Consider the following 24,626-nt stretch of genomic DNA (forward strand, 5'->3'; position numbering starts at 1 on the left):
GAGAAGGACCGCAATGACAGAAGAAATAGATTACTTTATTGGCATCAAAGGCTCAGGGATGAGTGCGCTCGCCTTGATTTTGCACGACCTCGGTCACACCGTGTTGGGCAGTGACATTACTCAGTACACGTTTACCCAGCGCGGCTTGGCGGCGGCGGGCATCGAGATGCTGCCGTTTGCTGCGGAAAATCTAAAGCCTGGCTACACCGTGATCGCCGGTAACAGTTTCACCGAAGAGCATCCGGAGATCAAGGCGGCAAAAGCGTTAGGCCTCAAGATTTATCGCTATCATGAATACTTAGGCCGGTTGTTGGCCAACTACACCAGCATTGGTGTCGCCGGGGCGCATGGCAAGACCAGCACCACCGGGTTGTTGGCGCACACGCTGACCGGGGTGGCGAAAACCAGCTACCTCATTGGCGATGGTACCGGCAAAGGCGTCCCGGATTCGCAGTTCTTCGTGTTTGAAGCTGATGAATACCGGCGGCATTTCCTGGCGTATCACCCGGATTACCTCATTATGACCAACATCGATTTCGATCACCCCGATTACTACACCGGCATCGAAGACGTCTATGATGCCTTCGAAACGGAGGGCAAGCAGGTCAAGAAGGCGATTTTTGCCTGGGGCGACGACCCGTGGCTGCGCAAGCTAAACGTCACCGTGCCCGTGTACTACTACGGCTTGAAGGATACGGACGATTTTCAGGCGAAAAACGTCGTGCGCACCACCACCGGTTCGAGCTTCGACGCCTTTCATGGCACCAGCCTGATTGGCCACTTCCACGTGCCGTTATTCGGCGAGCATTCGGTGTTGAACGCCTTAGCCGTTGTGGCCGTGGCCGACACCGAGGGTCTGGACGCGGAACTCATTGCGCAGGAACTCGCCAGCTTTGGTGGGGTCAAGCGGCGCTTCTCCGAGAAAAAAGAGGCGGATGCTGTCATCATCGATGACTACGCCCATCATCCGAGTGAAATCAAGGCGACCTTGGATGCCGCTCGGCAGAAGTTCCCGGATAAACAAGTCGTCGCGGTGTTCCAGCCGCATACTTTCTCGCGGACGATTGCCTACCTCGATGACTTCGCCACAACGCTATCGGCGGCGGATGCCGTGTACGTGACGCCAATTTTCAGCTCGGCGCGGGAACAATCTGGCTCCGTCAGCGCGGCCGACTTGGCGGCCAAGATCGATAACGGCCACGTCATCGAATTAGCCGACATGTCGCCATTACTGGATTACCACGACGCTGTCTTTGTCTTCATGGGCGCCGGGGATATCCAAAAGTATGAGCACGTGTTTGAGGACCTGTTGGAAGATATCAGTCCAAAGTCTAACTGACAATCAGGTTGCATGCTGTTATACTATTCATAAATTAGTAGGTGAAAGGAGCCGATCAGATGCAAGAGCGGCGAGTTGTGAACGAAGTAGGAGTGGCCAGTTGGTTCAACCGAGTCTATGCGGTTGTCGGTGGCGGGATTGCCATCACTGGGTTGATTAGCGCCCTCCTGGGGAATGTGTATCGGGAACAATATGTCAATTTTATCGGCAGTCATCAGATCATGTTTTACGTGATGACGTTCCTGCCGTTGATCTTGAGTTTCTTCATCTACGGTAAGCGGGCGCGCGCCAATGCGGCGTATGCCAGCGTCATGTTCGTGTTGATTTCCGCGGCCTTCGGGTTCACCTACGCCAGTCTGTGGCTGATTTATCCGGCGGCGAATATTACAGCGGCGCTGTTTACCACCGCGGTGGTGTTCATCAGCATGTCGGTGGTGGGGCGCACCACCAAGACGGATCTGTCGCGGGCTGGTGGGATTGCCTACACGGCATTGTGGGGCATCATCTTGATGAGTCTGGTGAACTTCTTCATCGGCTCGTCTGGCATGAGCTTGCTCATCTCCTACGCGGTCTTGATCGTCTTCATCATCTTGACGGCTTGGGACAATCAGTCGCTGAAGCGGATGTACATGCAGGCTAGCGGCGGTCAGCTGGATGTCAGCATGAACTCGCTGGCCATCATGGGCGCGCTGCAACTGTATCTCGATTTTCTTAACTTGTTCCTCGCCATTCTCCAGATCTTCGGTGGCAACGACAATAACTAACGCAAACCCGAGGCAGGTGCCTCGGGTTTTTGTGTGACCAATTGTGTGCCTTGTGACAATTGCGTCTCAAAGGTGTGACGGTCAGGGTTGTGCGTCAATTGCGTAACAATGTCTCAAAATTTCCGGCAGTTTGTCGCCCCAGTGGTGCAGCGGTGTCATGTTCACCCCGTATAGTAAGCGGTGTTGATGAGTCCTAAGCCAATCCATATAGGAGTGACATGATGATAAAATTTAAAGCCATGACTTGGTGGTTAACCGCCACGCTGGCCGCCGCGTTCGGCGTGACCGTCGCGACGACTGCCCCGACCCACGCCGCCACAATCAGTGGCAACACCGCCACGGTGCAAAGTGGCGATACGCTGTCTGAAATCGCCCACACCACTGGCACCAGTGTTGACACGTTGGTGAGCTTGAACCACCTCGCCAATCGCGACTTGATTCTCGTTGGGCAAAAATTGACCTTGACCGGCACGACGACGGCAGCCACAGCGACGCCGTCCTCAGCGGCTAAGCCCGCGACGGCGCGCGCCACGACGCCGAGTCAACAGCCAAGTACGGGCACCGCGACGAGCCAAGGCACGTTTAAGCTGACGTTTTACGATCCTGCCGTGCTCGGCTCAAACATGGGCTACGGTGGCGTCGCGGCGAACCTTTCCGTTTTTCCTAAGGGCACCCGGTTGAAAATCGTCTTGAGCGACGGCACCACCTGGTATCGCGTCGTCAATGACACCGGTGGTTTTGCCGCCAGCAACCCGCGGCAACTGGATGTCGCCATGCCAAGTAGCCAGATTCCGTCCGCAGGCGTCTTGTCCGCCACGGTTTCCGTTGTCAATTAACACATGTTCCCCGCTGCGGCGGGGATTTTTTTGTGGCTTGCGAATTTGTTTGGTAGGAGGTGAGGAGTTGGACGAGCTGATGGCGTTGTTGCAAGCCGCCGCCGACCTGCACGCAAGCGATGTCTACGTGCTACCGCAAGGCGCGACGTATGACATCTGGTGGCGCACGACGGCGGGGATGCAGCGTAACCAAACGGTCCCCGCCACGATTGCCGCGCGGTGGCTAAATTATTTGAAGTATCAAGCGGGGATGAACATCGCCGAGCACCGCCGGGTCCAGCTCGGCGCGGTGTCCTTGCCGGGGCTGACGCCTCGGTTGCGGCTGAGCACCGTCGGTAACTTTGCCGATCAGGAAACGCTGGTGATTCGGTTGCTGTACGGTATTCCGCTGGTGAACGTCCGCACCGCCATCGTCGTGCGGCAGTTACACCACCTGCTCGCCACGCGCGGCATGTTGGCCTTGTGCGGGCCCACTGGCGCCGGCAAATCGGCGCTGTTGTATCAGGTGGCAGCCGATTTTGCCCAGACGCAAATGGTGATGACCATCGAGGACCCGGTGGAAATCATCCACGCGGCGTTTTTGCAGTTACAGGTGAATGAAGCAGCGGGGCAAAGCTATGCGGCCTTGTTGAAGGCGGCGTTGCGGCACCGGCCGGACGTCTTGGTCATTGGTGAAATCCGCGACCACGAAACGGCGGTGACGGCCTGTGAAGCGGCGGTTAGCGGCCACATCGTCTTGACGACGGTGCACGCCAAGGACGCCAGAAGCGTCCCTGTGCGCCTGCGTTCACTGGGCGTCGCGCAAAGTTTAATCGAGGCCGCGCTGGTGGTGAGTGGCGCTGTGCGCTTGCGTTTGTCCCCGGAGGTTTATCCAGAAGTGGAGATGGTGAAATGGCAAACCGCAAGTTCACGCTAGCTGCGCAAGTCGCGGCGCTGACGACGCTTGCCGCGTTGCTAGATGCCGGGTTTTCGCTCCGCGCCAGCGTGGCGTACCTCGGCGTGAGTCAGCCGCAATTTCAAGCGCGCTGGCGGCAGTTGGAAACGCAGTTAACCGCTGGTGGCGACTTCGCCACGGGACTCGCCGACTTAGGGTTTCACGACGCCATCGTGACGCAAACTACCTTGGCCACCGCGCACGGGCAACTCGCCTTGGCGCTGCGCCAGGCCGGCGAGTTAATCGACTTGCAAACGCGGCGGGTGGGTAGGCTGCGGCAGCTGTTGGTGTACCCGTTACTCCTGTTGGGTTTATTGGCGGGGCTGCAGGTGCTGGTCATCGGCTGGGTATTGCCCACGTTCACGGCGCAACAGCGCCAAGTACCGCTGACCCTAGTGGTGACCGGCGGGGTGGTGCTCGGCGGCGCGGTGGTGGGCTGGTGGCTGCACCACCTGAATGCCCTGCGGCGGTTTGCCATTTTGTCCCGCGTGCCTGGTATCGGGCCGCTGGTGGTATTAGATCAGCAATTTCAATTTGTCAGCGGCGCGGCGCAGTTTCTGGCCGGGGGCCAAACCCTCACGCAATATTGCGAGCACCTGGCGCAGTTGCCGCCTGGCGTGTTGGCACAGGCCGGCCGGCGCATCGTGGCGCGCGTCGCCGCCGGAGCGGCCTTGCCGGATGCGTTAGCCGAGCGGGTGGTGTTTCCGCCGGTGGTCGCCTTGTTGCGGCTGGGGCAGCCAGAGGCGTTGGTGCAACAAGGGGTGGCGTTATTTGCCCAGCAGTTATTGGCCACGCTGGAGGCGCGAGCCAACCGACTCTTGGCGCTGGTACAGCCACTGTTGTTCGGCGTGATTGGCATTCAGATTGTTTTGGTTTATCGCGAATTATTAGTGCCCTTGTACAGCCAATTTGGAGGTGGCTTTTGATGAAAAAACGACTGCGCGGCTTTACGTTGGTCGAGGTGCTCGCGGCGTTGGGCATCATCATCGTCTTGACGTTATCGCTGGTGGCGACGATTCAAGCGCAAGTCACGCGCGCTCACCGGCAACACTTAGAAGCACTTGTGGCGGTTGTGAACAGCGAAATCGTGGCGGCCTACCAAGGCCAAAACGTGGCCGCTAGTGACCTAAAAAGCGGCGAGACCATGGTGAAGGCCCAGATTATCACGAGCGCCCAATGGCAAGAACTGGCCGGGGCGGTGAAGCTTTCGCTGGATGAGCCGCCGCAGTTTACGGTGACCGGCGAGCCATGAGGAAGCCCGCGTTCACGTTGATCGAGGTAACCGCGGCGTTGGCCATCTTCATCACCGTGCTATTAGTGGGCGGCTGGCTGTTGCCCCAAGCGATGCAGGCGCGGCGCGAGCAGGCTTTTTTCACCGAGTTTGAACAAACCTGGCGCACGAGCATGCGAGACGCGCGGCGGCGCCGGCAAGACATCAGCGTGAAGATTGGGCCCGATGCGGTGACCTTTACCGTGGGCGGCCAAACCACCATTGCCATCCCAAAGGGGTTACGGGTGGTGGATGGCCTGGGCAACGCCAGTGTGCTTTCCGTGGTGAACCGCTTCAAGTCGACCACGAGTTATGGCTTTTATACCACGCCGGCGACGGTGCGCTTCTTGCGCGCCAATGGCCGCACGCAAACTTACACGATTCAGTTAGGATGGGGAGTATTATTCAGCAAAAGCAGTTAAGTGCCGTCATCCTCGCCGAGCACCTGGCGGCCATCATGGTGACGGTGCTGATTGTTGGCTGGGTGACGATGACCTATACCGTGTATCAAACCACGACCACGCCACTGCGGGCAGCCGCCTCCGCACGCTATGCCGCGCGGGTCGCCTTGCTGCGCCGAAGCACGCCTGGCGAACTCACGGTGCACGTTGGCTCGGCGACGTGGCACGTGACGATCACTTTGCAGAAAGTAGAGGTAATCAGTGATGCGGGGACAACCACCTACACGCTTAGCCGCGACGACCTTGATTGAAACCACCGTTGCGCTAGCGGTATTTGTTGTGCTGGCCGGCTTGTGGTTGGGCGTGATGCACCTGATGGTCGTGCCGCTATGGCAAGATGAGGCCTTAATTGAAATGTTTGATGCCGAACGGGCGCTGAACGACTTGGCCACGGACGTGACGCCGGTGGTCCAGCGCCCAAGTTCCGGCGCAGGTAAGGAAGCCACGGAGTTAAAGTTGAAGCGATCGGATCAGACGTACCTGGTGGGGGTGGCCATCAGCCCGACCCTCAATGCTTCGGTGTTGCGCGCCACCGGTCCGACCGGCGCCGGTTATATGCCGCTGATGACCGGCGTGGCGGCGATGCACTGGGCACAACTCGATGCCACCCACGTGACCTTTCGACTCGAGACGCTGCCGCGGTGGCGCGGCTTGGGCTATGCCCCTGGCCAGACGTTTGAGGGGGTGATTGGCCGTGCGCTTACCCGGTAGTGCCTTGATTACCGCCATCGGGATCTTAGCGGTGGTGATCATCGTGTCGACGGCACAGCTGATGCAGCTGGCCCAGTGGCAGGCGGAATATCGCAGCGAGATTCGCTGGCAACAACAGGAGGTGGTGCGTACTTATCGCGATTGGTTAGCCATGCAGGCAAAATGAATCCGCTCCCGGCGCCGTTTCTCACCAGTTCACCTTGAAACTGCTTTCTTGGATGGGTAGAATATACTGGTACGTACTGATGAGAATAAAGGGGGTCAAGCAGTGGCACAAGCGGAACTAAAGGCGTTGTGGCAAGCGCTGGAACAAGCGACGACCTTGCTACAAAAAAACCTCCACACGAGTTTTTTAGACGCCGTGATTGAGGCCGGTGAAGACCTTCAGTTGGGTATTCGCCACGAAGACGGGCTGCCCGATGCCGCCACGACGGCAAAACTCAAGGCGTTGTTTGCGCCGATCAACTTGCGCGATTATTCGCCCGAGGAGTTGCGCCAGGCCTTGCAGCTCGTGTTGGTCAAAGCCATTACGGTTGATGGCATTCAGCCGAATCAGCAGGTCACGCCCGATGCGATGGCCAGCTTGGCTTCCTTCATGGTGACGACGTTCATGCCGCACTTTTCGCCCGCCGCCACCATCGTGGATCCCACTGCCGGCACGGGCAACCTGCTTTTTGCTGTGATGAATCAATTGCACACGGCAACTGGCAGCAGCTTGCACGGGGTGGGCATCGACAATGACGAGCAGCTGCTTGGCGTGGCCAGCATGAGCGCGGCCTTACAAGGGCTTGACGTCGAGTTGTTGCACCAAGACGCCTTGGCCAACCTACCGGTGACCGCGGCCACGCTGGTGGTTGCCGACTTGCCGGTCGGGTTTTATCCCGTTGACGAGCGGGCCAAGCAGTTTGCCACTGCAGCCAAGTCGGGGCACTCGTATGCGCATCACCTGCTGATCGAGCAAAGCGTGCGGATGTTGGCCCCAGGCGGGCTCGGGCTGTTCTTTGTGCCGAGCGACCTGTTCCAAACCGAAGAGGCGGCGGGGCTCACCGCGTGGCTGACGCAGGCGGCGCTATTTCAAGGCTTGCTGAATCTGCCGAAGGGCTTTTTCACCAGCGCAACGGCGCAAAAGGCGTTGCTCGTGGTGCAAAAACCAGGTGGCAGCGCCAAGCAGGTCAAGCAGGTGTTGCTCGGCGAGTTCCCGGATCTCAACGACCGGGCGGCGTTTGCGCAGTTTGTGGACTCGGTTCACAGCTGGGCGGCGCAAAACCTGGCGTAATCGCGATACGAATTCATTTTGAGGAGATGCACTATGTCAAAAATTCTTGCAATCAATGCTGGTAGTTCAACGTTAAAGTGGAAGCTGTTCATCATGCCCGACGAAACCGTCGTGGCCTCTGGGATGGTTGACCGCATGGGGTTACCCAACTCGATTTTTAAGGTCAAGTATGGCGATGGGCAAAAATATCAGGTGGAACAAGACATTCCAACCGCCGATATGGCCGTCGATATGTTGCTGAAGGCCTTGTTGGACCTGAAAATCATTAGCGATTACCGCGAAATCGAAGGCGTCGGTCACCGCATCGTGGCCGGTGGCGAACGCTTCAAGGAATCCGAGCTACTGAATGCGGACTCGTTGAAGGAAGTCGAGGCGTTGGCCGAATACGCGCCGCTGCACAACCCCGCCGAAGCCAATGGCATCAAGGCGTTCATGAAGCTGTTGCCAGGCGTGCCGGAAGTCGGCGTGTTTGACACCTCCTTCCACACCACCATGCCGAAGATGAACTACCTGTATTCGATCAAGCCGGAATACTACGAGAAGTACGGCGCGCGCAAGTACGGGGCGCATGGCACGAGCCACCGCTACGTGTCGCACCGCGCCGCCGAGATTCTGGGCAAGGATTTGAAGGACCTGAAAATGGTCACGATGCACCTCGGCAGTGGGGTGTCCATCACCGCCGAAAAAGATGGCAAGTCCTTTGACACGTCGATGGGCTTCACCCCGCTGGCCGGCGTGACGATGAGTACCCGCTCCGGGGACATCGACCCGTCGCTGGTCGCCTTCTTGATGCAAAAGCTTAACCTGACGGATCCCGAGGACATGATTCACATCCTCAACAACGAGTCCGGGTTAAAGGCAATTTCTGGGTTGTCCCCAGACATGCGTGAGTTGGAACAAACCCGCACGGAGCGGCCGGCGTCGCAGTTGGCCATCGACATTTTCACCAACCGCGTCGTAAAGTACGTCGCCGGCTACATCGCCGAAATGGGCGGCGTCGACGCGCTGGTGTTCACCGCCGGCATGGGCGAAGGCGACAAGGTTGAGCGCAAGCGCATCATCGACGGGCTCAGCGTCTTCGGCGCCAAAATCGACGACGAAGCCAATGACGTAATGGGCGAAGAGCGCATCATTTCTAGCGCCGACTCCAAGGTCAAGGTGCTGTTGGTGCCGACTAACGAAGAGTTGATGATTGCCCGCGATGTTGTGCGGTTGAGCAAGTAAACTGGGGGGAAGGCAATGGCCTTCCCCTTTGTCAACGAAAGGGTTGCTATGAATCTATTGAGTTGGGGCTATATCGCCATCTTATTGATTGCCCTCGGCGTGTCGCTGTGGTTGCGTCACGCCATCGTCTTTGCCGCCAGGGTGCGGTGGGGCTGGCGGTTGTTTTACCTGATCGGCGCGGCGCTGGCCGGTGGGCTGACCTGGCTGACGTCGGGCAAGTTCACAGATCTGGTCAGCGGCGGCTTCATCGTGGGGATGTTTCTCGTGTTTGCCTTTTGGCCGCGCGGATTGACCAACGAAGCGCTGGTCAACGGGTTAGGGACATTGCGCGCGTATCGCGTCTTAACCGAGGTGCAACTGAGTGCCAACAATTCCGGCACCCTGGTGACGGCGAAGGTTGGGGCGGTGACCGTGGTGACGATGCGCCTGCGCGAAGCCCCGGCGCCTGTGGCCAAGTGGCTGAAGCAGCGCATGGATCCGCAACGGGTCATCATCACAAAATGAATGATTTTCATGCAAACCGGGAGAACGGTGAAGCGAGCGCGTCAGCTCGCCGCTGCTCCCGGTTTGTTTTGTTGTGCGGCAGGTGGCGTAACCAGCGATAGACCGCGGGTTTGTGTATAATGGACCCATTACGGAGGTTATTTATGGCTAAATCCGCCCAGCCCACCATGGCGCGCAGTTTGAAAAATCGACACATTCAATTGATGGCCATCGGTGGCACTATCGGCACCGGGCTATTTTTAGGCGCGGGGCAATCGATTCACCTCGCCGGCCCGTCGCTGCTGCTAGCGTATGCGATTATGGGCGGCGTGTGCTTCTTCATCATGCGTGCGCTGGGTGAGTTGTTGGTGTCCGACGTCGACAAGCCGTCGTTCATCGACTTTATCAAGCAGTACCTCGGCAGCGACTGGGGCTTTGTCACCGGCTGGACCTATTGGATCTGCTGGTTGGCGATCGCCATGGCCGAGGTGACGGCCATTGGGGTGTATATCCACTACTGGCTGCCGGGGTTGCCGCAGTGGCTGCCAGGGTTAGTCGCGTTGGTGATTTTGCTGCTGATGAACCTGATCAGCGTCGGGGTCTTTGGCGAGACGGAGTTTTGGTTCGCGTTGATCAAGGTGGCGGCGATTTTGGCCTTGATTGCCGTGGGGATTTGGATGCTGATCATGCGCTACCCGACGCCGGCCGGGCACGCCAGCCTGCGCAACCTGGTGGCATACGGCGGCTTCTTCCCGCATGGCGCACGCGGGTTTTTCCTGTCGTTTCAAATGGTGACCTTCTCGTTTGCCGCCATTGAAATGGTGGGGCTGACGGCGGGGGAGGCGAGCGATCCGGAAACCGTGATCCCCAAGGCCATCGATGAACTGCCGATGCGAATCATCTTGTTTTACATCGGCGCCTTGACCGTGATCATGGCGATTTATCCTTGGAACACGGTGCACGCTAACAGTAGTCCCTTCGTGCAGGTCTTCGCCAACCTGGGCATCGGCTACGCGGCCGACGTGGTGAACTTTGTGGTGATCACCGCCGCGGCCTCGTCCTGCAACTCCGCGCTATTTTCCACCGGCCGGTTGTTGTTCTCGCTGAGTCTGACCAGCACGTCGCCGCGCGTGCGGCGGTTGGCCAAGCTCTCGCGGCGCCAGGTGCCGGCGCGGGCGACGCTGGTGTCGGCGTTAATCGTCGCCGGCGCGGTGGTGTTGAACCTCGTGTTGCCAAGCGCGGTGTTCACGCTGATTTCAAGCGTGGCGACGACGAGTTTTCTGTTTATTTGGAGCATGATCGTCTTGGCCCACCTGCGCTACCGCCGGGCGCATCCCGGTGGTGGGCGCTTCCCGGCGCCGTGGTTCCCCTGGGGTGACTATGTTGTGTTGGCATTTTTGGCCGCGGTGTTCGTGATCATGTTGTTCACGACGACGACGGCCGTGTCCGCCGGGGTGGCCATCTTATGGGTGGTGGTGCTGTACGGCGCGCGCCGGTGGTGGCGCAAAACAAATTGATGAATTGGGTGGCTCGGCGCAAACGCCGAGCCACCTTTTTGCTTGCATCGGCGCCTGTCAAGTTGGTACGGTGGAGGCAGGAAGGGCCCCTGCGACTTCACATAAAGTTTTGACCAAATGGGGCTAGTTTGTGCTTCATGTTAGATTGAGTTAACATAATATGTATACTTTACTGAAAAGGGGCGAGCGTTTGAATACTGTTTCTCTGAAAATTTTACCCGACGCCATCGCGGTGACGTTGCCGGCCGGCGCGACTGCCGATCAGCTGCGCATCACCGACGATCCCGACCAAAGCATCGGCGATAACCTCGAAAATCTGCGGGTGCAGCTGGTCGGCATCGATTTTGCCGCCATCATTATTGAAAATCCCTTGAGCTATCCCTTTTCTGATACGGTTGTTGGCTTTCACGGCGGGCGGATCGACATCGGCTTAGCGTTGACCAACATGTTTAACGTGCCGGTGGTGGCCCAGCCGACGGTCAAGCGCATTGGCCTAGCCGAAGCCCTAAACGCCAAGCGCGAGCAGGCCAGCTGGCATCTCGATTATTACGGGCAGTACCAAGGCAAGCGCAACCGCGGCCAAGAGGCGATGCTCACCATCGGCAACGGTTTTTATGGCTTGCGCGGTGCGTATGTTGAGGCGCAAGCCGACGCGGATAATTATCCCGGCCTGTACGTCGCCGGCGTGTATAACCAAACCACGACGACCATTAATGGCCGCGACGTGACCAACGAGGACCTGGTCAACCTGCCGAATGTGCAGGCGCTGACGGTGTCGATCGACCAAGGCAACCCGATTCGGATTCGTCACCGCGACATCCACGATATTTATCGCAGCCTCGACCTGCGCACCGGCCGGCTGACGACGACCTTGATGCTGGCGCTGGCCACCGGGCACCAGCTGATGATCCAAACGCAAAAAGTCGCGGGCATGAACCACTGGCACCAGCTGGGGTTGCGCTATGCCATCACGCCGCTGAATTTTGCCGGCACGATTCAAATCAGCGCGACAATTGACGGCGACGTGGTCAACGGCAACGTCGACCGCTATGCGCAATTCGACCAGCACCACGTGGCGGTGACCGGCATGGCCAGTGCCGGCGAGCGCGCGCTGTTAACCGGCCAAACCAAAACCAGTCACATCGAATTCGCCTTAGGCAGCAAACTCACGACCGGCGCCAAGGCCACGCCGGTGACCACTACCACCGGCGCCAAGGCGATTCGCCAAAGCCTGACGCTCGACGTGCAGCCCGGTGAAACCTACACCGTGGACAAAACCGTGGCAATTTTTACCAGTCGTGAAACCAGCGGTGCGCTGGACACGGCGGTGTGGGAGGAACTGGCTGGTGCCGACTTCGACCATATTACCGCCGACAGCGCGGCGTATTACCGCCACCTGTGGCAAACCAGCGACATCACCGTCGACGGCGACTTGATCAGCCAAAAGCTGTTGCGGGTCAACGCGTTTCACCTGGCCGTGGCGGGTGGGGCGCTGGCCAGCGGGCAACTGGACGCCTCGGTTGGCGCCCGCGGGTTGCACGGCGAGGCTTACCGTGGCCACGTGTTTTGGGACGAGCTCTTCGTGATGCCGGCGTATATCGACCAGTCGCCTGAGATTGCCAAGCAAATGCTGCTGTATCGCTACCGGCGCCTGCCGGCTGCGCGGGAGGCGGCCAAGGCGGCGGGCAACGCCGGGGCAATGTTTCCCTGGCAATCCGCCAGCCGCGGCGACGAGCAGGCGCAAAGCCTGCACCTCAATCCCTTGACCAACCAGTGGGACCCGGATTACTCGCGGCGCCAGCGCCACGTCAGCCTGGCGATTGCCTATAACGTGTGGCTGTACTGGCACACTACCGGCGATGACGCATTCATGCGCGACAACGGCTTGGAAATGCTGCTGAGCATTGGCAAGTTTTGGTTGAGCAAGGCCGAGCTTGATCCGCAAACCAAGCAGTATCACATCAGCGGCGTGATGGGGCCCGATGAATTCCACGAAGGCTATCCCAACGCCAAAACGGCGGGGCTCACCGATAATACCTACACGAATCTATTGGTGGCGTGGCTGCTCGGCACCCTGCAGCAATTGCAGGCCCCGTTTGCGAAGAACTGGGCCCAAGCCGCGCAAGCCAGCGACTGGCAAGCCGCCGACACCAAGCTGGCCAAGGCAGTTCAGCAGCACCTGGCGATTCCCGTCAACCGCGATGGCATTCTCGGCCAGTTCGCCGGTTACTTTAAGTTGCCGACGCTGGATTTTGACGCGTATCGCAAACAATATGGCGACATCTCGCGGCTGGATCGGATCTTAAAGGCGGCGGGCAAGACGCCGGATGCCTATCAGGTGGCCAAACAGGCCGATACCTTGATGGCCTGGTACCTGTTGCCGCAAGCCACAATGCAGCACCTGCTGAAGGGCCTCGGGGTGAAGTTGCCACCGGATTATTTTGCCCAGAACCTGCAGTTTTACCTCGACCGCACCACGCACGGGTCGACGCTGTCGCGAATCGTCTACGCGGCCTTGACCTTAATGGCCGGGCGCAGCGACCAATCCTGGCAGTTTTACCACCAGGCGCTGTTCTCGGATTACTGGGACATTCAAGGCGGCACCACCGCTGAAGGGATTCACCTCGGGGTGATGGGCGCGACCTTGAACGTGGCCACGCAGGTGTATGGCGGCGCCGACCTGCGCGGCCCGCAGCCGACAATCACGCCGCACCTGCCGGATCACTGGACCAAGTTAAGTTTTTCGCTGCGGTGGCACGGTACCGTGCTACGCGTCACGGAAACAGCCGCCACCATCACGGTGCAGGCCGATCACGACTTGACGCTGCAGGTGCTCGGCCGGTCGTTATCGTTGACGGCTAACCAGGCGCAGACGGTGACAATGGGAAAGGATGAGGAACATGAGTCGCTTTGAACAGTTACAAGGCGCACTATTTGATTTAGACGGGGTGATCACGGACACCGCGCGGCTGCACGCGAAGGCGTGGCAAGCCGTAGCGACCCAGGTCGGCGCCGACTGGACGCCGGCGCTGGCCGATTCCCTGAAGGGCATCGACCGCATGAGCAGCCTCGAGCTGATCCTGCGCGCAGCCGGCAAGCAAGACGCATATAGCGCGACGGAAAAACAGGCGCTGGCCACGGCGAAAAACGAGCGTTACTTGGCGCTGGTCGACACGCTGACGCCTGCGGATATCTTACCGGGCATCGAGGCGTTTGTCGGCGAGTTGAAGAATCACGGCTTCCGGATTGCCTTGGCGTCGGCGTCGAAAAATGCGCCGAAAGTGCTCGCTCGGCTCGGCCTGGCCGCAGACTTTCCGCACATCGTCGACCCCGCCACGCTTCAACACGGCAAGCCGGATCCGGAAATCTTCGAGCGGGCCGCCGCCAGCATTCAGCTACCGGCTACTGCCTGCTTCGGTGTGGAAGACGCCGCGGCTGGTGTGACAGCGATTCGCCGGTCGGGGGCGCTGGCGGTGGGCATTGGCGACCCGGCGGTGTTGCGCGATGCGGATCTGGTTTTCGCCAACACCGGTGACTTGACGCTTTCGGCGCTGCAACAACGATTGGCGGGTGACGCCCATGCCTAATGCCGTCGTGTTCTTTGATTTGGATGGCACGCTGTTGGCCGACGACAAGTCGCTGTTGCCGAGCACGCTGGCGGCGATGACCAGCCTGCGCCAGCACGATATTTTGCCGGTGGTGGCCACGGGACGCAACTTGTTTGAGATTCAGTATGTGCTCGACGCCACGCAAATCGACTCGATTGTCTCCGCCAACGGTTCCTACGTGCAACTCAATGGCCAGCCGATTGCGACGGAGACGATTCCGCCGGCGGTGATCACGCGGTTCAACGTGTTTGCCGCCAAATTCGGCGACCCGGTGGGCTGGTACACGCACCAGGGCTTTGCCTTGAGCGCGGCGAGTACGGACACCAAGGAAAACTACGCGCTGTTGCGGCTAGCGGCGCGCGTCGACCGCACCTGGTGGCAGGCTCGCGACATTAATTTTATGTTTGTCTTTGACCGAGGGCGAGACGCTGAGTTTCAGGCCGCCTTTGCCGGCGAGCTCGACTTGGTACGCAACAACATTCGCGGTTTAGATGTGATGAATCACGGCGTCAGCAAACGTACTGGCATCATGACGCTGCTGGCCCAGGCTGGCTTGGCGCATTTGCCGACTTATGGCTTTGGCGATGCAGCAAATGATTTGCCGATGCTGCAACTGGTTGATCACCCGGTGGTCATGGCCAATGGGGAGCCGGCGGCCAAGGCGCTGGCGGAGTTTATCACCACCAGCAACACGGCCGATGGCATCGCCAATGGGTTGCGGCATTACGGGCTGATTGACTGACGGCAAGTTGAATTTGCGTGAGTGTGACGCGCGACGCGTCGGATGAGGTGTCGCGCGTTTTTGGTTGGCGTGGACGGTTGGGCCGCGGTGAGGGAATGTGACGCGTGAGGCGTCACATCGAAGCGTCGTGGCGGTCACAGTCGACAGCAAACGCTCGTTGGAAAGTGGCGATGATTCGATTGACCAGTTCATCTGACGCGTGACGCGTCGGATTGGGTGCCGGCTGTGAGTTGCTGGGGTCGATGGGGGAAGAATCCGGTCTAACAAAATGCGCGTGATAGGTGAGTGTGACGCGTCGTGCGTCACACCGAAGCGGGATGGCGGTCACGGTCGACAGTAAACGCTCGCTGTGAACTGGCGATGATTCGATTGACCAGTTCATCTGACGCATGATGCGTCGGATTGGGTGCCGGCTGCGAGTTGCTGGGGTCGATGGGGGAAGAATCCGGTCTAACAGAGTGCGCGTGATAGGTTAGTGTGACGCGTCGTGCGTCGAATCGAGCAGAAACTGGCGATTTGTCACCGGCTGGTGTGCCCAACTTGATGAATGACACCGTAAAGCATTTTGGTTACGACCAAGTCTGACGCGTCACGCGTCAGACTCAACCGACCCAACAATCGCATCAAAAAAGTCCGACGCGTGATGCGTCAGACTTTGGTTGAGCCAACTATTCGACAGAAATCAAGGCCACATCGGTGACGCCATGGGCTTGCCGCAGCTTGGCGAGTAAATCGTCAAGCGTGCCGGTGAGGTTACTGATGTCGAATGAAATCACAACGCTCGCCCAGTCGTGAATCGGGATGTTTTGGTTAATGGTCAAGATGCTAGCCTCGGCATTCGACACCGTGGCCAAGACCTCGGACAAAATGCCGCGGTCGTGATGGAGCATCAATGAGATCACCGCTTTGCGTGAGGTCAACCCGGCGTCGGGGAGAAACACGTAGTCCTTGTACTTGTAGTAGGTGCCGCGACTGATGCCGACTTGGCGCACGGCCTCGCTGACCTGGCGGACCTGACCGTTTTCGATCAGCGTGCGCGCCTCGATGACCTTGTCGACCACGTCGGGCAGAATCGAACTGTCGACGATATAATACTTTTCCATCGGATTTCCCCCAATTGAGCTTGTAATGCGGCAATTGTACCATGAATCGCGAACACATGACTCAATCTTCCTCAAGGTTTGGTGAAAAAGTCGCGAATTCTTCACGCTTTTCATGCACACTTTGGATGGTAGCGACCGTTGTGCAAAAAACGGCGCCACCGACTGTTTGCACAGCAGGTGGCGCCGAAACCTAAGATTTCTGAGGTGATTAAGTCGTATTGAGTTGGATGTGAGCCATGAATGTCCAGTAAAAATAAAGTTGACGTTGTCGTTTTTTCAAGTGGCGACAATTTACAAAAGCCTGACTCAAAATTGACTCAGACTTTTGACGAAGATGCCGTTATTACTGTAAAAAAATCGGCTACAAACGCTGATTTAGCAACGATTGTAGCCGATTGTAAATGATGTGATGTTACTTTATGGAGGTGAGGAGAATCGAACTCCTGTCCATCAGCCCCGCTCCTTGCAGCTCTACACGCTTAGTCGTCCCATTTGAAGTTCACCAAGCGGCCGCGCCGGACGGCAGGGCTAACGCCACTTGGCTAACCTAAAATCTCTTGACAGCGCCTCAGGTGGCAACGTTGCCCGTAGCTCAATGCTTTTAGACCTTGACACACCCCTTGAGCAAAAGTGGCAAGATCACGCTAGGCCGTAATTAAGCGGCGAGTGCGTAAGATGGTTCGTTGTTTTTTGCAGTTAAATAAACTGTGTTCCGTTGATGACGGAGCCGGACTCCGGCGTGCACCACAAGGGCTAAGACCAATGTCGAGACCATTACACCCCCGGGAAACTCAAGCATAGCAGGGCTTTAGCCGTTTGTCAAAGCGCGGTGGACGTGCTAGTCTGATGAATAGACAATCAATGGAGGAACGCGCATGATTTTTATGTTTGCTGGGACGTTCGAATGGTTATTGGCGCTGATGTATTTGGTGAACCGGGCGCACAAGCGTGGCGGCATTTTCGGCTACACGAGTTACCTGGCTAGCGTCACCGATGACGGGTTTGCCCATGCGCAAACGTGGTGCCGCAACAGTTTATTTATGACCGGCTTGGGCGAGCTGCTGGTGGGCGCCGGGATTCATTACCTCCAGTGGGACCGCTTCTTTATTATCTGGTTGTTCCTGGCGGCGTTGGCGTTTTTAACGCCGTATCTGTACACCGAAAGCCGGCTGAAGCGCTACTTAATCGCGCATGATGCCTTGCCGGATGACTACGTGGATCCGGATGAGGCGTTGCGTCAGCGCTCGGCGCAACGCCAGCGCACCGAGGGCTTGCGCGACCAGTTACGTCACCATCGATAGGAGTTAGATAGATGAAGATTTTGATGATTGAAGACAACGAGAGCGTGTCCCAGATGATGGACATGTTTTTTAAGAAGGAACAATGGGACGTGGTCAACGCCTATGACGGCGAAGCGGGGCTGGCGACCTTCAAGGCGGCGCCGGACAGCTTTGACATCATCACGTTGGACTTGAACCTGCCGAAGATGGACGGCATGCAGGTGGCGCAGGAAATCCGCAAGGTCAGCGCCACGGTGCCGTTGATCATGCTGACGGCGCGGGATTCGGAAAGCGACCAAGTGTTGGGGCTGGAACTCGGCGCCGACGATTACGTCACCAAGCCATTTTCCCCAATCACATTGGTGGCGCGCATCAAGGCGTTGCACCGGCGGGCGGAAGTCGAGCCAGAGGCAGAAGCTGACCAAGGCGTCGGCAATTTTGACGTGGTGACGCGGCACTTTAAGCTCAGCACGAAGACCCGTGAGGCCTTTCTCGACGACCAGCCAATCGAGAACCTGACGCCGAAGGAATTCGACCTGCTGCACACCTTGGCCAACAAGCCCAAGCAGGTGTTTTCCCGCGAGCAACTGTTGCAGCTGGTGTGGGATTATGAATATTACGGCGACGAGCGCACCGTCGACGCCCACATTAAGAAGCTGCGGCAGAAAATCGAGAAGGTCGGCCCCCAGATTATTCAAACGGTGTGGGGCGTCGGCTACAAATTCGATGATTCGGGCCTTGATTCATGAAATTACTCTATCAACAAATGCTGGCGTTTTTCGGCGTCATCGCCATTACGCTGGCGATTTTTGGCATTTTGATGGTGCGCTCCACCAGCAATACGGTGTGGGATAACAGCTTCGACCAGCTTGAGGAATACACCGACGTTTTGACCCAGCGCGCCGTCGATCAGAACACCTATATGATCAACGCGCAGTTCATCCAAAACAGCGAGGAAATTCTGGCCAAGCAGCACACCCGCTTCATGATTTACGACGCCACCAACCAGGCGCGCTACCCGCAAATGGCGCAAGGCACGCGGCCAATTGCCACCAAGTACTGGCGCCAATTGAAAAAAGGCACCGCCGTGGCGCTGCCGGAGCTGACGACCAATCCGCAAACCGGCAAGCAACAAAGCCTGGTGATTTACTACAAGCCGGTGTTCTTGTCAGGCAAGCTCTTGTTTGTCATTGCCGCCTTTGCGCCGGTGGACAACATTCAAAGCGCTATTAATAAAACCGAGCACAACTTATTGATTGCCTTTTTCTTCTCCATGTTAGCGGCGGTGGTGGTGAGTTACTTCCTCGCGCGCTTTCAGGTCAACCGCATCAACCGCCTGCGCGCGGCGACCCACCAGGTGGCGGAAGGCGACTATGACGTCGACGTGGCGTTTCCGACGAAGGCCCACGACGAAGTGGCGGCCTTGGCGAACGATTTTCAAGACATGGTCGGCTCGCTGCGCGCCAGTCAAGCCGAGATTCACCGCCAAGAGGAGCGCCGGCGCCAGTTTATGGCCGACGCCGCCCACGAGATGCGCACGCCGCTGACCACCATCAACGGCTTGCTGGAGGGGCTGGCGTATGACGCGATTCCCGAGGAAAGCAAGGGCGAATCCATCACCTTGATGCGCAACGAAACCAAGCGCTTGATTCGCCTGGTCAATGAGAACTTGGACTACGAAAAGATTCGCACCAACCAAATCGCGCTGAACAAGCGCACCTTCTCCGCCGCCACGGCGCTACAAGGGATCGCCACCCAGCTGCACCAAAAAGCCGAATCCGCCGGCGACACATTGACGGTGCAGGCCCCGGATACGGTGATGGTATACGCCGATCACGACCGCTTCGTGCAGGTGATGTTTAACATCATTCAAAACGCGATTCAATTCACCGACCATGGCGAGATCACAATCACCGCCAAGGCCGGCTACCACCAAACCGAACTCAGCGTCAGCGACACCGGCATCGGCATGAGCGCCGACCAGCTGAAAAACATTTGGGAGCGGTACTACAAGGCTGACCCGTCGCGGAAAAACACGAAGTACGGCGAGTCAGGGCTTGGCTTGGCCATCGTCCATCAACTCGTCACGTTGCATGGCGGCACCATCGACGTGACTTCCGAGCTCGGGCAAGGCACCACGTTTACGCTCACTTTTCCGGATGAAGCAACGGCACCGAGCCAGGCGCCCATTACCCATACGGCCAAATAAAAGCCGCGACTCGGTCGCGGCTTTTTATAGTGGCTTGATTGCCCAGCGGTCCATCAACTGGTGGGGGCCGGGCCGCAGCGGCTCGGCCAACAAGGTGTAGCCGCTAGCGGCATACAGGTGCAACGCCGCGGTCAACCGGTGGTGACTTTCGAGGTAGAGCTTAGTATAGCCGGCAAGCTTGGCTTCGGCCTCGGCGCGAGCCAACAACGCCCGGCCCAACCCCTGGCCGCGGGCGGCCGGAGTGAGGTACAGTTTTTGCAGCTCGGCGGTGGTTCCAGCGTACTCGCCAAAGCCGGCACCGCCCAGCACTTTGCCGTGGGCCACGGCGACAAAATAGCCGCGCCCAGGCTGGGCATAAAACGTACTGAGGTGATCGAGTTGCGGGTCGGCAAAGGCCGTGCCCGGTAGCGCGAGATTAGCGGCGGTGAGGCTGGCGCGAATAATCGCGGCCAGCGGCGCGTCGTCGGTGGGTTGAATCGGTCGAATCATGATGGCCTCCTGAGGTTTCCTTCGATTATCGCACATTCGCGGCCAAACGGCGGTGGTATAATAATCAATAGTTTACGGAAGAAGGCAAGGATCATGACAGCATTAACTGAAACATGGCAACTCCCTAACGGCGTGGCAATTCCGCAGGTCGGGTTTGGCACCTGGCAAATCCCGGCAGGAGAAACGGCCCAAGCCGCGGTCACTGCGGCGCTTGAAGCGGGTTATCGCCATATCGACACGGCTTGGCAGTACAAAAACGAAGCGAGTGTCGGCGCGGCCGTGCGAGCTTCCGGCTTGCCGCGCGACCAGGTCTTTGTCACCTCGAAGCTCCCGGCCCACGCCAAGGATTATGACGCGGCCATGGCAGCCTTTCACGAAAGCATGACCAACTTGGACCTGGGCTACATCGACATGTACCTGATTCACGCCCCGTGGCCATGGGCAGAGCTTGGCGCCGATTACCGCAAGCAAAATCGCGAGGTGTGGCGCGCCATGGAGGATATTTACGAATCTGGGAAGGTCCGCGCCATCGGCATCTCTAACTTCAACGTGCGCGACTTGACTGACGTCGTCGACCACGCCCGCATCGCCCCGATGGCCTTGCAGTTGCAGTATTACATTGGCTTTACCGAAGACGCCATCGTCTCCGCGGCGCGCAAGGCGGGGATGCTGGTCGAAGGCTTTTCACCATTGGCCACTGGGTTCTTGTTGAACAATCCGGCGGTCCAGGCCATCGCCGACGCGCATCACGTCAGCGTCGCTCAGGTGGCGATTCGCTACTGCCTGCAAAATCAGGTGTTGCCGCTGCCTAAGGCGACCAGCCCGGCGCATATTCAAGCCAACGCGCAACTGGACTTCACGCTGACTGCCGACGACATGGTCACCCTCGATGGGCTGACCGATACGGCGCCTGGCGAAGATCACAACGTCTATTAATCAGCACCACGAAAAACGCGGATGAATCGGCTTTCGATTTATCCGCGTTTTGGTGTCGTCAGGCGGACAGCACCGGCGGGGTGGCCAGCTGGTGTTGGGCGTTGGCGGCCAGTAACGTCTCGTCTTGGGTGAAGACGACCAGGCTGCTGGTGGTTTGCCGCAGCGCCGTTTGGGCCAGCGTGATGAAGGCGCGCACCGCCTGGACCGCCATCGTCGCGGGGAAATCGCCCATCACGATGAGCTGGCGGCCACCGAGTATGGCGCGAAAAAGCTGCACATACAGGCTCTGCTCGGTAGTCAAGGCGACGGCGGGGCGGTTAAGGAAGTCCAAATCCTCGCGAAACGCCTTGGGCAAGACGTGAAACGGCACCTTCTCGCCATTTAACAAGAGGTTGCTGCGCACACTTAGGTAAGGCACGACCGCCGGAGCCGGCAACCCGATGGCCGCAAACAATCGGGCGGCCCCTTGCCGGTGGCACACCTGCTGATACTCGCGCATCGTGGCCGCCGCCAGTTCAGGCGTGGCGTGCACAAACGTGATGTGCGCCGGTGGAAACACTTGGTGCACTTGGGTGATGAATTGAAGTTGCAGCTGACGTGATGGCATGGCCACTCCTTTCTAGCGTATCGTGCGCCGGGTGCGCCAGGCACCGATTCCGGCTGCGGCCCCGATACTCAGCATCATGGCACCTGCGCCGACGAAGTAGGTGCGCCACACACCGGCTAACAGGCGCGGTGGCTGGTCGGGGTGCGGCAACATTAAGCCGGTGCCGTTAAATTCGGTCACCTTGTGGGCAAACAGTTTCTGCATAATTTTCGCCACCGTGCCGGCCGATACCTGACTGCGCAGCGTCGCGTCCATCAGCTGATGGTTAAGGCCCTGCAGCCAATCGGTGACCCCGGCGCTGATCACGGCCAGGCCCGCGACGACCAGCCAAAATCCCAGCGTAAAGGCAATCAAGGCTTCGCAGGCGGCTTGCGCGGCGATGTTCCAGCCGGATTTGCCCATGACCAGGTAAGCGGTGATTTCCGTGCGCCGACGCTTGCGTTGCAGCAGCGCAAAGCCCACGCCGATCAGCACCAAGCTCCCCATGCACGCCCACCAAGCCAAGGTATAATGGCTACCGATGGTGTGGTAGGCCTGCGTGACGATGCGCTGCAAGGGCCGCCCGGCAGTGTGATTTAATCCCGCGATGCGGTGCAAGAACCCAGCCAGATTGACTTGGTTCATCATCGTGGCAGTCGCGAGTAAGATAGCGCCAGCGGCCACGCCGCCAACGAGAATCACCAGCACAGCATACGCGCGCCGGTGATACCAAAGCGCATTCAGCGCGCGTTCGACAAACCTCATGGTGTCACCTCGTTATCTGAAGTATAGGCGCGACGTTTGAACTTTGTATGAATATCGCGGGAAATTTCACGCGCCAACGCGTAAAATAAAAGGCAACTTTGACGGTGACACAGAAGGGGAGAACATGCAGAAAAAACAGTTGTGGTTGATTGGCGGCGCAGTGGTGCTCGTGCTTGGTGGCGGGGTCGGCACCACGGTGTGGTGGCAACGCCACCAGGCTGCCCAGGCGGTGCAAGCCGTCGCCACCCGGTACACCAAGGCGTTTGCCCAGCGCGACTACGCCAAAATGGCCAAGGTGGTGACGCCGACCCAAGGCTACACGGCGAAGACCTTGATTGCCCGCAACCAGGCGGTGTTCGCCCGGCTTGGGGCCAGCCATATTAACATTAGCCGGCTGACCACGACGCGGCAATCCGCTCGCGTGTACCGGTTGCGCTTCACGGCGCGGATGCGCACGGTACTTGGTCAACTGCCGGCGCAGCATTACCTGGCCACCATCCAGCGCACCAAGGGCCACTGGCGCGTACGCTGGACCACCAAGTTATTGCTGCCGGCGATGCAGCGCCAGTCGACCCTGCAGCTCACGGTGACGCCGGCGGTGCGCGGTCAGATTTTCGATCGCGACAACGAACCGCTGGCGAAAAACGGCACGGTGACAGAGGCCGGGTTGGTGCCGCGCAGCCTTGGCACCGGCACCACGCAAACGGCGCGGCTCACCGCCATCGCCAAGGCCTGGTCGACGACAGTGGCTGCGCTGAAGCAATTGCTGGGGCAATCCTGGGTGACCAAAGACACCTTCGTACCGGTGAAGGTGGTGAAGGCGCCGACCGTGTTGCCTGGCGCGGCGTACCAAGCTAAGGATGCGCGGACCTATCCGCTCGGTGCCGCGGCGGCGCAACTGATCGGCTATGTCGGTCCCGCGACAGCCGCAGACATCAAGGCCAATCCGGCCTTAACCGCCGCTAGCGTGGTGGGCAAGGCTGGGCTGGAGCGCCGCTACGATCGCCAGCTGCGCGGTCAAACCGGCGGCAAGCTCACCATCGTCACCGGCAAGCACCAGCACCTGTTGTTGGCCAAAGACGCGGCAGACGGTACCGATTTGCACCTGACGATTGCGGCCACCGCGCAGCGGGCCGCGTATCAGCGTCTCGCCGGTAAACCCGGCAGCGTCGTCACGATGGCACCGAAAACCGGGGAGTTGTTGACCTTGGTCAGCTCGCCGAGCTACGATCCCAACGCCTTTGTCACCGGCATCAGCCAGGCCGACTACAATCGCTACGCCAAGAATGCGCAGCTACCGTTTGTCAGTCGCTTCACGCAACGTTATGCGCCGGGCTCGACGTTTAAGCTGCTGACGGCGGGGATTGCGTTGGCCAACGGCACCATCACCACGGCAACCACGAAGACCATCAGCGGGTTGAAGTGGCAGCCGAATGAAAGTTGGGGCAAGTATTTTGTCACCCGCACCGTTGCCGCCGGCCGCGAAAACATGACCCAGGCGCTGGTGAACTCGGATAACATCTGGTTCGCCCAGGTGGCGCTACAAATGGGTCAAGCCGCGTACCTGAAGGGGCTCGCCCCGTTTTTTGCCACCAAAGCAGACCTGCCGCTGACGATGAAGGCGGCGCAGCTGTCGAATTCTGGCAAACTGGCCAGCGCCACGTTGCTGGCCGACACCGCCTATGGCCAAGGCCAGCTGCTGTTGTCGCCGATTCAACAAGCCGCGTTGTATAGCGCCATCGCCAATGCCGGCACGCTGCAACAGCCAACGCTGATCGCCGGGCAAGCCGGCAAGCGCACGGCTGTGTTGAAGGCCAGCGCCGCCAACGCGGTGAAAACGGCGCTGACTCATGTTGTGAGCGACGCGGCTGGCACCGCCCATGGGTTGCAGCTGGCCGGCCACACCATCGCGGCCAAAACCGGCACAGCCGAGCTCAAGCAACAACAAGACACCGCCGGCAAGACCAACGGCTTTCTGGTGGCAATGGACGCCGATCATAACACCTACCTCACCGTCGCCATGCTGGAAAATGCCGGCAGCGACGCGGTGGTAACCGCGTTAAAACCTTATCTGGCCAGCCTTTATTGAACCA

General features: G+C 58.9%; 27 protein-coding genes and 1 other RNA gene. 23 read left to right on the top strand and 5 right to left on the bottom strand.

From position 1 onward, the window contains the following. Positions 1-13 precede the first annotated feature (13 nt). The 17 genes from murC to FD02_RS00460 all read left to right on the top strand — a co-directional run bounded on the left by murC (position 14) and on the right by FD02_RS00460 (position 15,165). On the top strand, positions 14-1,339 hold the full coding sequence (gene murC, locus FD02_RS00380) for a UDP-N-acetylmuramate--L-alanine ligase (protein WP_056949823.1): 1,326 nt from the start codon (positions 14-16) through the stop codon (positions 1,337-1,339). Between the two features lie 59 nt (positions 1,340-1,398). Beyond that, positions 1,399-2,103, top strand: coding sequence for a Bax inhibitor-1/YccA family protein (locus FD02_RS00385; RefSeq protein WP_056949824.1), 705 nt, complete (start codon positions 1,399-1,401; stop codon positions 2,101-2,103). Between the two features lie 239 nt (positions 2,104-2,342). Then, positions 2,343-2,939, top strand: a complete 597-nt coding sequence (locus FD02_RS11585; protein ID WP_268871586.1) for a DPBB and LysM peptidoglycan-binding domain-containing protein — start codon at positions 2,343-2,345, stop codon at positions 2,937-2,939. 67 nt (positions 2,940-3,006) lie between these two features. Beyond that, a complete protein-coding gene (locus FD02_RS00395) occupies positions 3,007-3,855 on the top strand; it encodes an ATPase, T2SS/T4P/T4SS family (RefSeq protein WP_162255560.1) in 849 nt (282 codons plus the stop codon). Beyond that, entirely contained in the window at positions 3,831-4,799 is a 969-nt protein-coding gene (locus FD02_RS00400; protein WP_056949825.1) for a type II secretion system F family protein, read from the top strand. Before FD02_RS00395 ends, FD02_RS00400 begins: the two co-directional genes overlap by 25 nt. After that, positions 4,799-5,125, top strand: coding sequence for a type II secretion system protein (locus tag FD02_RS00405; protein WP_056949826.1), 327 nt, complete (start codon positions 4,799-4,801; stop codon positions 5,123-5,125). Before FD02_RS00400 ends, FD02_RS00405 begins: the two co-directional genes overlap by 1 nt. After that, positions 5,122-5,565 (top strand): type II secretion system protein, encoded by a 444-nt coding sequence (locus FD02_RS00410; RefSeq protein WP_056949827.1) that lies wholly within the window; start codon positions 5,122-5,124, stop codon positions 5,563-5,565. The genes FD02_RS00405 and FD02_RS00410 overlap by 4 nt, the downstream gene beginning before the upstream one ends. Next, entirely contained in the window at positions 5,535-5,855 is a 321-nt protein-coding gene (locus FD02_RS00415) for a hypothetical protein (protein WP_056949828.1), read from the top strand. Before FD02_RS00410 ends, FD02_RS00415 begins: the two co-directional genes overlap by 31 nt. Then, positions 5,809-6,315: a hypothetical protein gene (locus FD02_RS00420; protein WP_156408192.1), complete on the top strand. Its 507-nt coding sequence runs from the start codon at positions 5,809-5,811 to the stop codon at positions 6,313-6,315. Before FD02_RS00415 ends, FD02_RS00420 begins: the two co-directional genes overlap by 47 nt. Then, positions 6,299-6,481: a hypothetical protein gene (locus FD02_RS00425; protein WP_054723527.1), complete on the top strand. Its 183-nt coding sequence runs from the start codon at positions 6,299-6,301 to the stop codon at positions 6,479-6,481. The genes FD02_RS00420 and FD02_RS00425 overlap by 17 nt, the downstream gene beginning before the upstream one ends. A 102-nt stretch (positions 6,482-6,583) precedes the next feature. Next, entirely contained in the window at positions 6,584-7,591 is a 1,008-nt protein-coding gene (locus FD02_RS00430) for a class I SAM-dependent methyltransferase (protein ID WP_056949829.1), read from the top strand. Between the two features lie 33 nt (positions 7,592-7,624). Continuing rightward, on the top strand, positions 7,625-8,815 hold the full coding sequence (locus tag FD02_RS00435; protein ID WP_056949830.1) for an acetate/propionate family kinase: 1,191 nt from the start codon (positions 7,625-7,627) through the stop codon (positions 8,813-8,815). A gap of 48 nt (positions 8,816-8,863) precedes the next feature. Continuing rightward, on the top strand, positions 8,864-9,319 hold the full coding sequence (locus tag FD02_RS00440) for a hypothetical protein (RefSeq protein ID WP_156408193.1): 456 nt from the start codon (positions 8,864-8,866) through the stop codon (positions 9,317-9,319). Positions 9,320-9,462: 143 nt separating this feature from the next. Next, complete coding sequence (locus FD02_RS00445; protein WP_056949831.1) at positions 9,463-10,815, top strand: amino acid permease; 1,353 nt, start codon at positions 9,463-9,465, stop codon at positions 10,813-10,815. A 190-nt stretch (positions 10,816-11,005) separates the two neighbouring features. Continuing rightward, positions 11,006-13,729 carry a glycoside hydrolase family 65 protein gene (locus FD02_RS00450; RefSeq protein WP_156408194.1) on the top strand — a complete coding sequence of 908 codons (2,724 nt, stop codon included), beginning with the start codon at positions 11,006-11,008 and terminating at the stop codon, positions 13,727-13,729. Next, the gene (gene pgmB / locus FD02_RS00455; protein ID WP_054722185.1) at positions 13,716-14,402 is read left to right on the top strand and encodes a beta-phosphoglucomutase; all 687 of its coding nucleotides are present in this window, start codon (positions 13,716-13,718) and stop codon (positions 14,400-14,402) included. Before FD02_RS00450 ends, pgmB begins: the two co-directional genes overlap by 14 nt. Further along, positions 14,395-15,165 (top strand): Cof-type HAD-IIB family hydrolase, encoded by a 771-nt coding sequence (locus FD02_RS00460; RefSeq protein WP_056949833.1) that lies wholly within the window; start codon positions 14,395-14,397, stop codon positions 15,163-15,165. The genes pgmB and FD02_RS00460 overlap by 8 nt, the downstream gene beginning before the upstream one ends. A 668-nt stretch (positions 15,166-15,833) precedes the next feature. Here the strand turns inward: FD02_RS00460 and FD02_RS00465 are convergent. Then, positions 15,834-16,268: an ACT domain-containing protein gene (locus tag FD02_RS00465; protein WP_054722187.1), complete on the bottom strand. Its 435-nt coding sequence runs from the start codon at positions 16,266-16,268 to the stop codon at positions 15,834-15,836. Between the two features lie 240 nt (positions 16,269-16,508). On the opposite strand from FD02_RS00465, the gene FD02_RS11135 reads away from it, so the two are divergent. Next, positions 16,509-16,673 (top strand): hypothetical protein, encoded by a 165-nt coding sequence (locus tag FD02_RS11135; RefSeq protein WP_156408195.1) that lies wholly within the window; start codon positions 16,509-16,511, stop codon positions 16,671-16,673. A gap of 12 nt (positions 16,674-16,685) precedes the next feature. Here FD02_RS11135 and ssrA read toward each other — a convergent pair. Beyond that, positions 16,686-17,052: a transfer-messenger RNA gene (ssrA, locus tag FD02_RS11010) on the bottom strand. A 91-nt stretch (positions 17,053-17,143) separates the two neighbouring features. Between ssrA and FD02_RS00470 the strand changes: the two genes are divergently transcribed. From FD02_RS00470 to FD02_RS00480, 3 genes are read left to right on the top strand one after another with little or no spacing between them, the layout of a single operon-like run. Then, entirely contained in the window at positions 17,144-17,569 is a 426-nt protein-coding gene (locus tag FD02_RS00470) for a hypothetical protein (protein ID WP_082603252.1), read from the top strand. Between the two features lie 11 nt (positions 17,570-17,580). Further along, positions 17,581-18,297: a response regulator transcription factor gene (locus FD02_RS00475; RefSeq protein ID WP_056949834.1), complete on the top strand. Its 717-nt coding sequence runs from the start codon at positions 17,581-17,583 to the stop codon at positions 18,295-18,297. Beyond that, a complete protein-coding gene (locus FD02_RS00480) occupies positions 18,294-19,757 on the top strand; it encodes a sensor histidine kinase (protein ID WP_056949835.1) in 1,464 nt (487 codons plus the stop codon). Before FD02_RS00475 ends, FD02_RS00480 begins: the two co-directional genes overlap by 4 nt. Before the next feature lie 24 nt (positions 19,758-19,781). Here FD02_RS00480 and FD02_RS00485 read toward each other — a convergent pair whose 3' ends face one another. Beyond that, the gene (locus tag FD02_RS00485; protein ID WP_054722189.1) at positions 19,782-20,246 is read right to left on the bottom strand and encodes a GNAT family N-acetyltransferase; all 465 of its coding nucleotides are present in this window, start codon (positions 20,244-20,246) and stop codon (positions 19,782-19,784) included. Positions 20,247-20,339: 93 nt separating this feature from the next. On the opposite strand from FD02_RS00485, the gene FD02_RS00490 reads away from it, so the two are divergent. Beyond that, positions 20,340-21,182 carry an aldo/keto reductase family protein gene (locus FD02_RS00490; RefSeq protein WP_056949836.1) on the top strand — a complete coding sequence of 281 codons (843 nt, stop codon included), beginning with the start codon at positions 20,340-20,342 and terminating at the stop codon, positions 21,180-21,182. 58 nt (positions 21,183-21,240) lie between these two features. Here FD02_RS00490 and FD02_RS00495 read toward each other — a convergent pair whose 3' ends face one another. Both FD02_RS00495 and FD02_RS00500 read right to left on the bottom strand, forming a co-directional pair. Further along, positions 21,241-21,789: a hypothetical protein gene (locus tag FD02_RS00495; protein ID WP_054722191.1), complete on the bottom strand. Its 549-nt coding sequence runs from the start codon at positions 21,787-21,789 to the stop codon at positions 21,241-21,243. Between the two features lie 12 nt (positions 21,790-21,801). Further along, the gene (locus FD02_RS00500) at positions 21,802-22,533 is read right to left on the bottom strand and encodes a hypothetical protein (protein WP_054722193.1); all 732 of its coding nucleotides are present in this window, start codon (positions 22,531-22,533) and stop codon (positions 21,802-21,804) included. 124 nt (positions 22,534-22,657) lie between these two features. Between FD02_RS00500 and pbp4 the strand changes: the two genes are divergently transcribed. Then, positions 22,658-24,622, top strand: a complete 1,965-nt coding sequence (gene pbp4, locus FD02_RS00505) for a penicillin-binding protein PBP4(5) (RefSeq protein WP_056949837.1) — start codon at positions 22,658-22,660, stop codon at positions 24,620-24,622. Positions 24,623-24,626: the final 4 nt, after the last annotated feature.

Source organism: Lacticaseibacillus nasuensis JCM 17158 (assembly GCF_001434705.1).
Taxonomy (GTDB): domain Bacteria; phylum Bacillota; class Bacilli; order Lactobacillales; family Lactobacillaceae; genus Lacticaseibacillus; species Lacticaseibacillus nasuensis.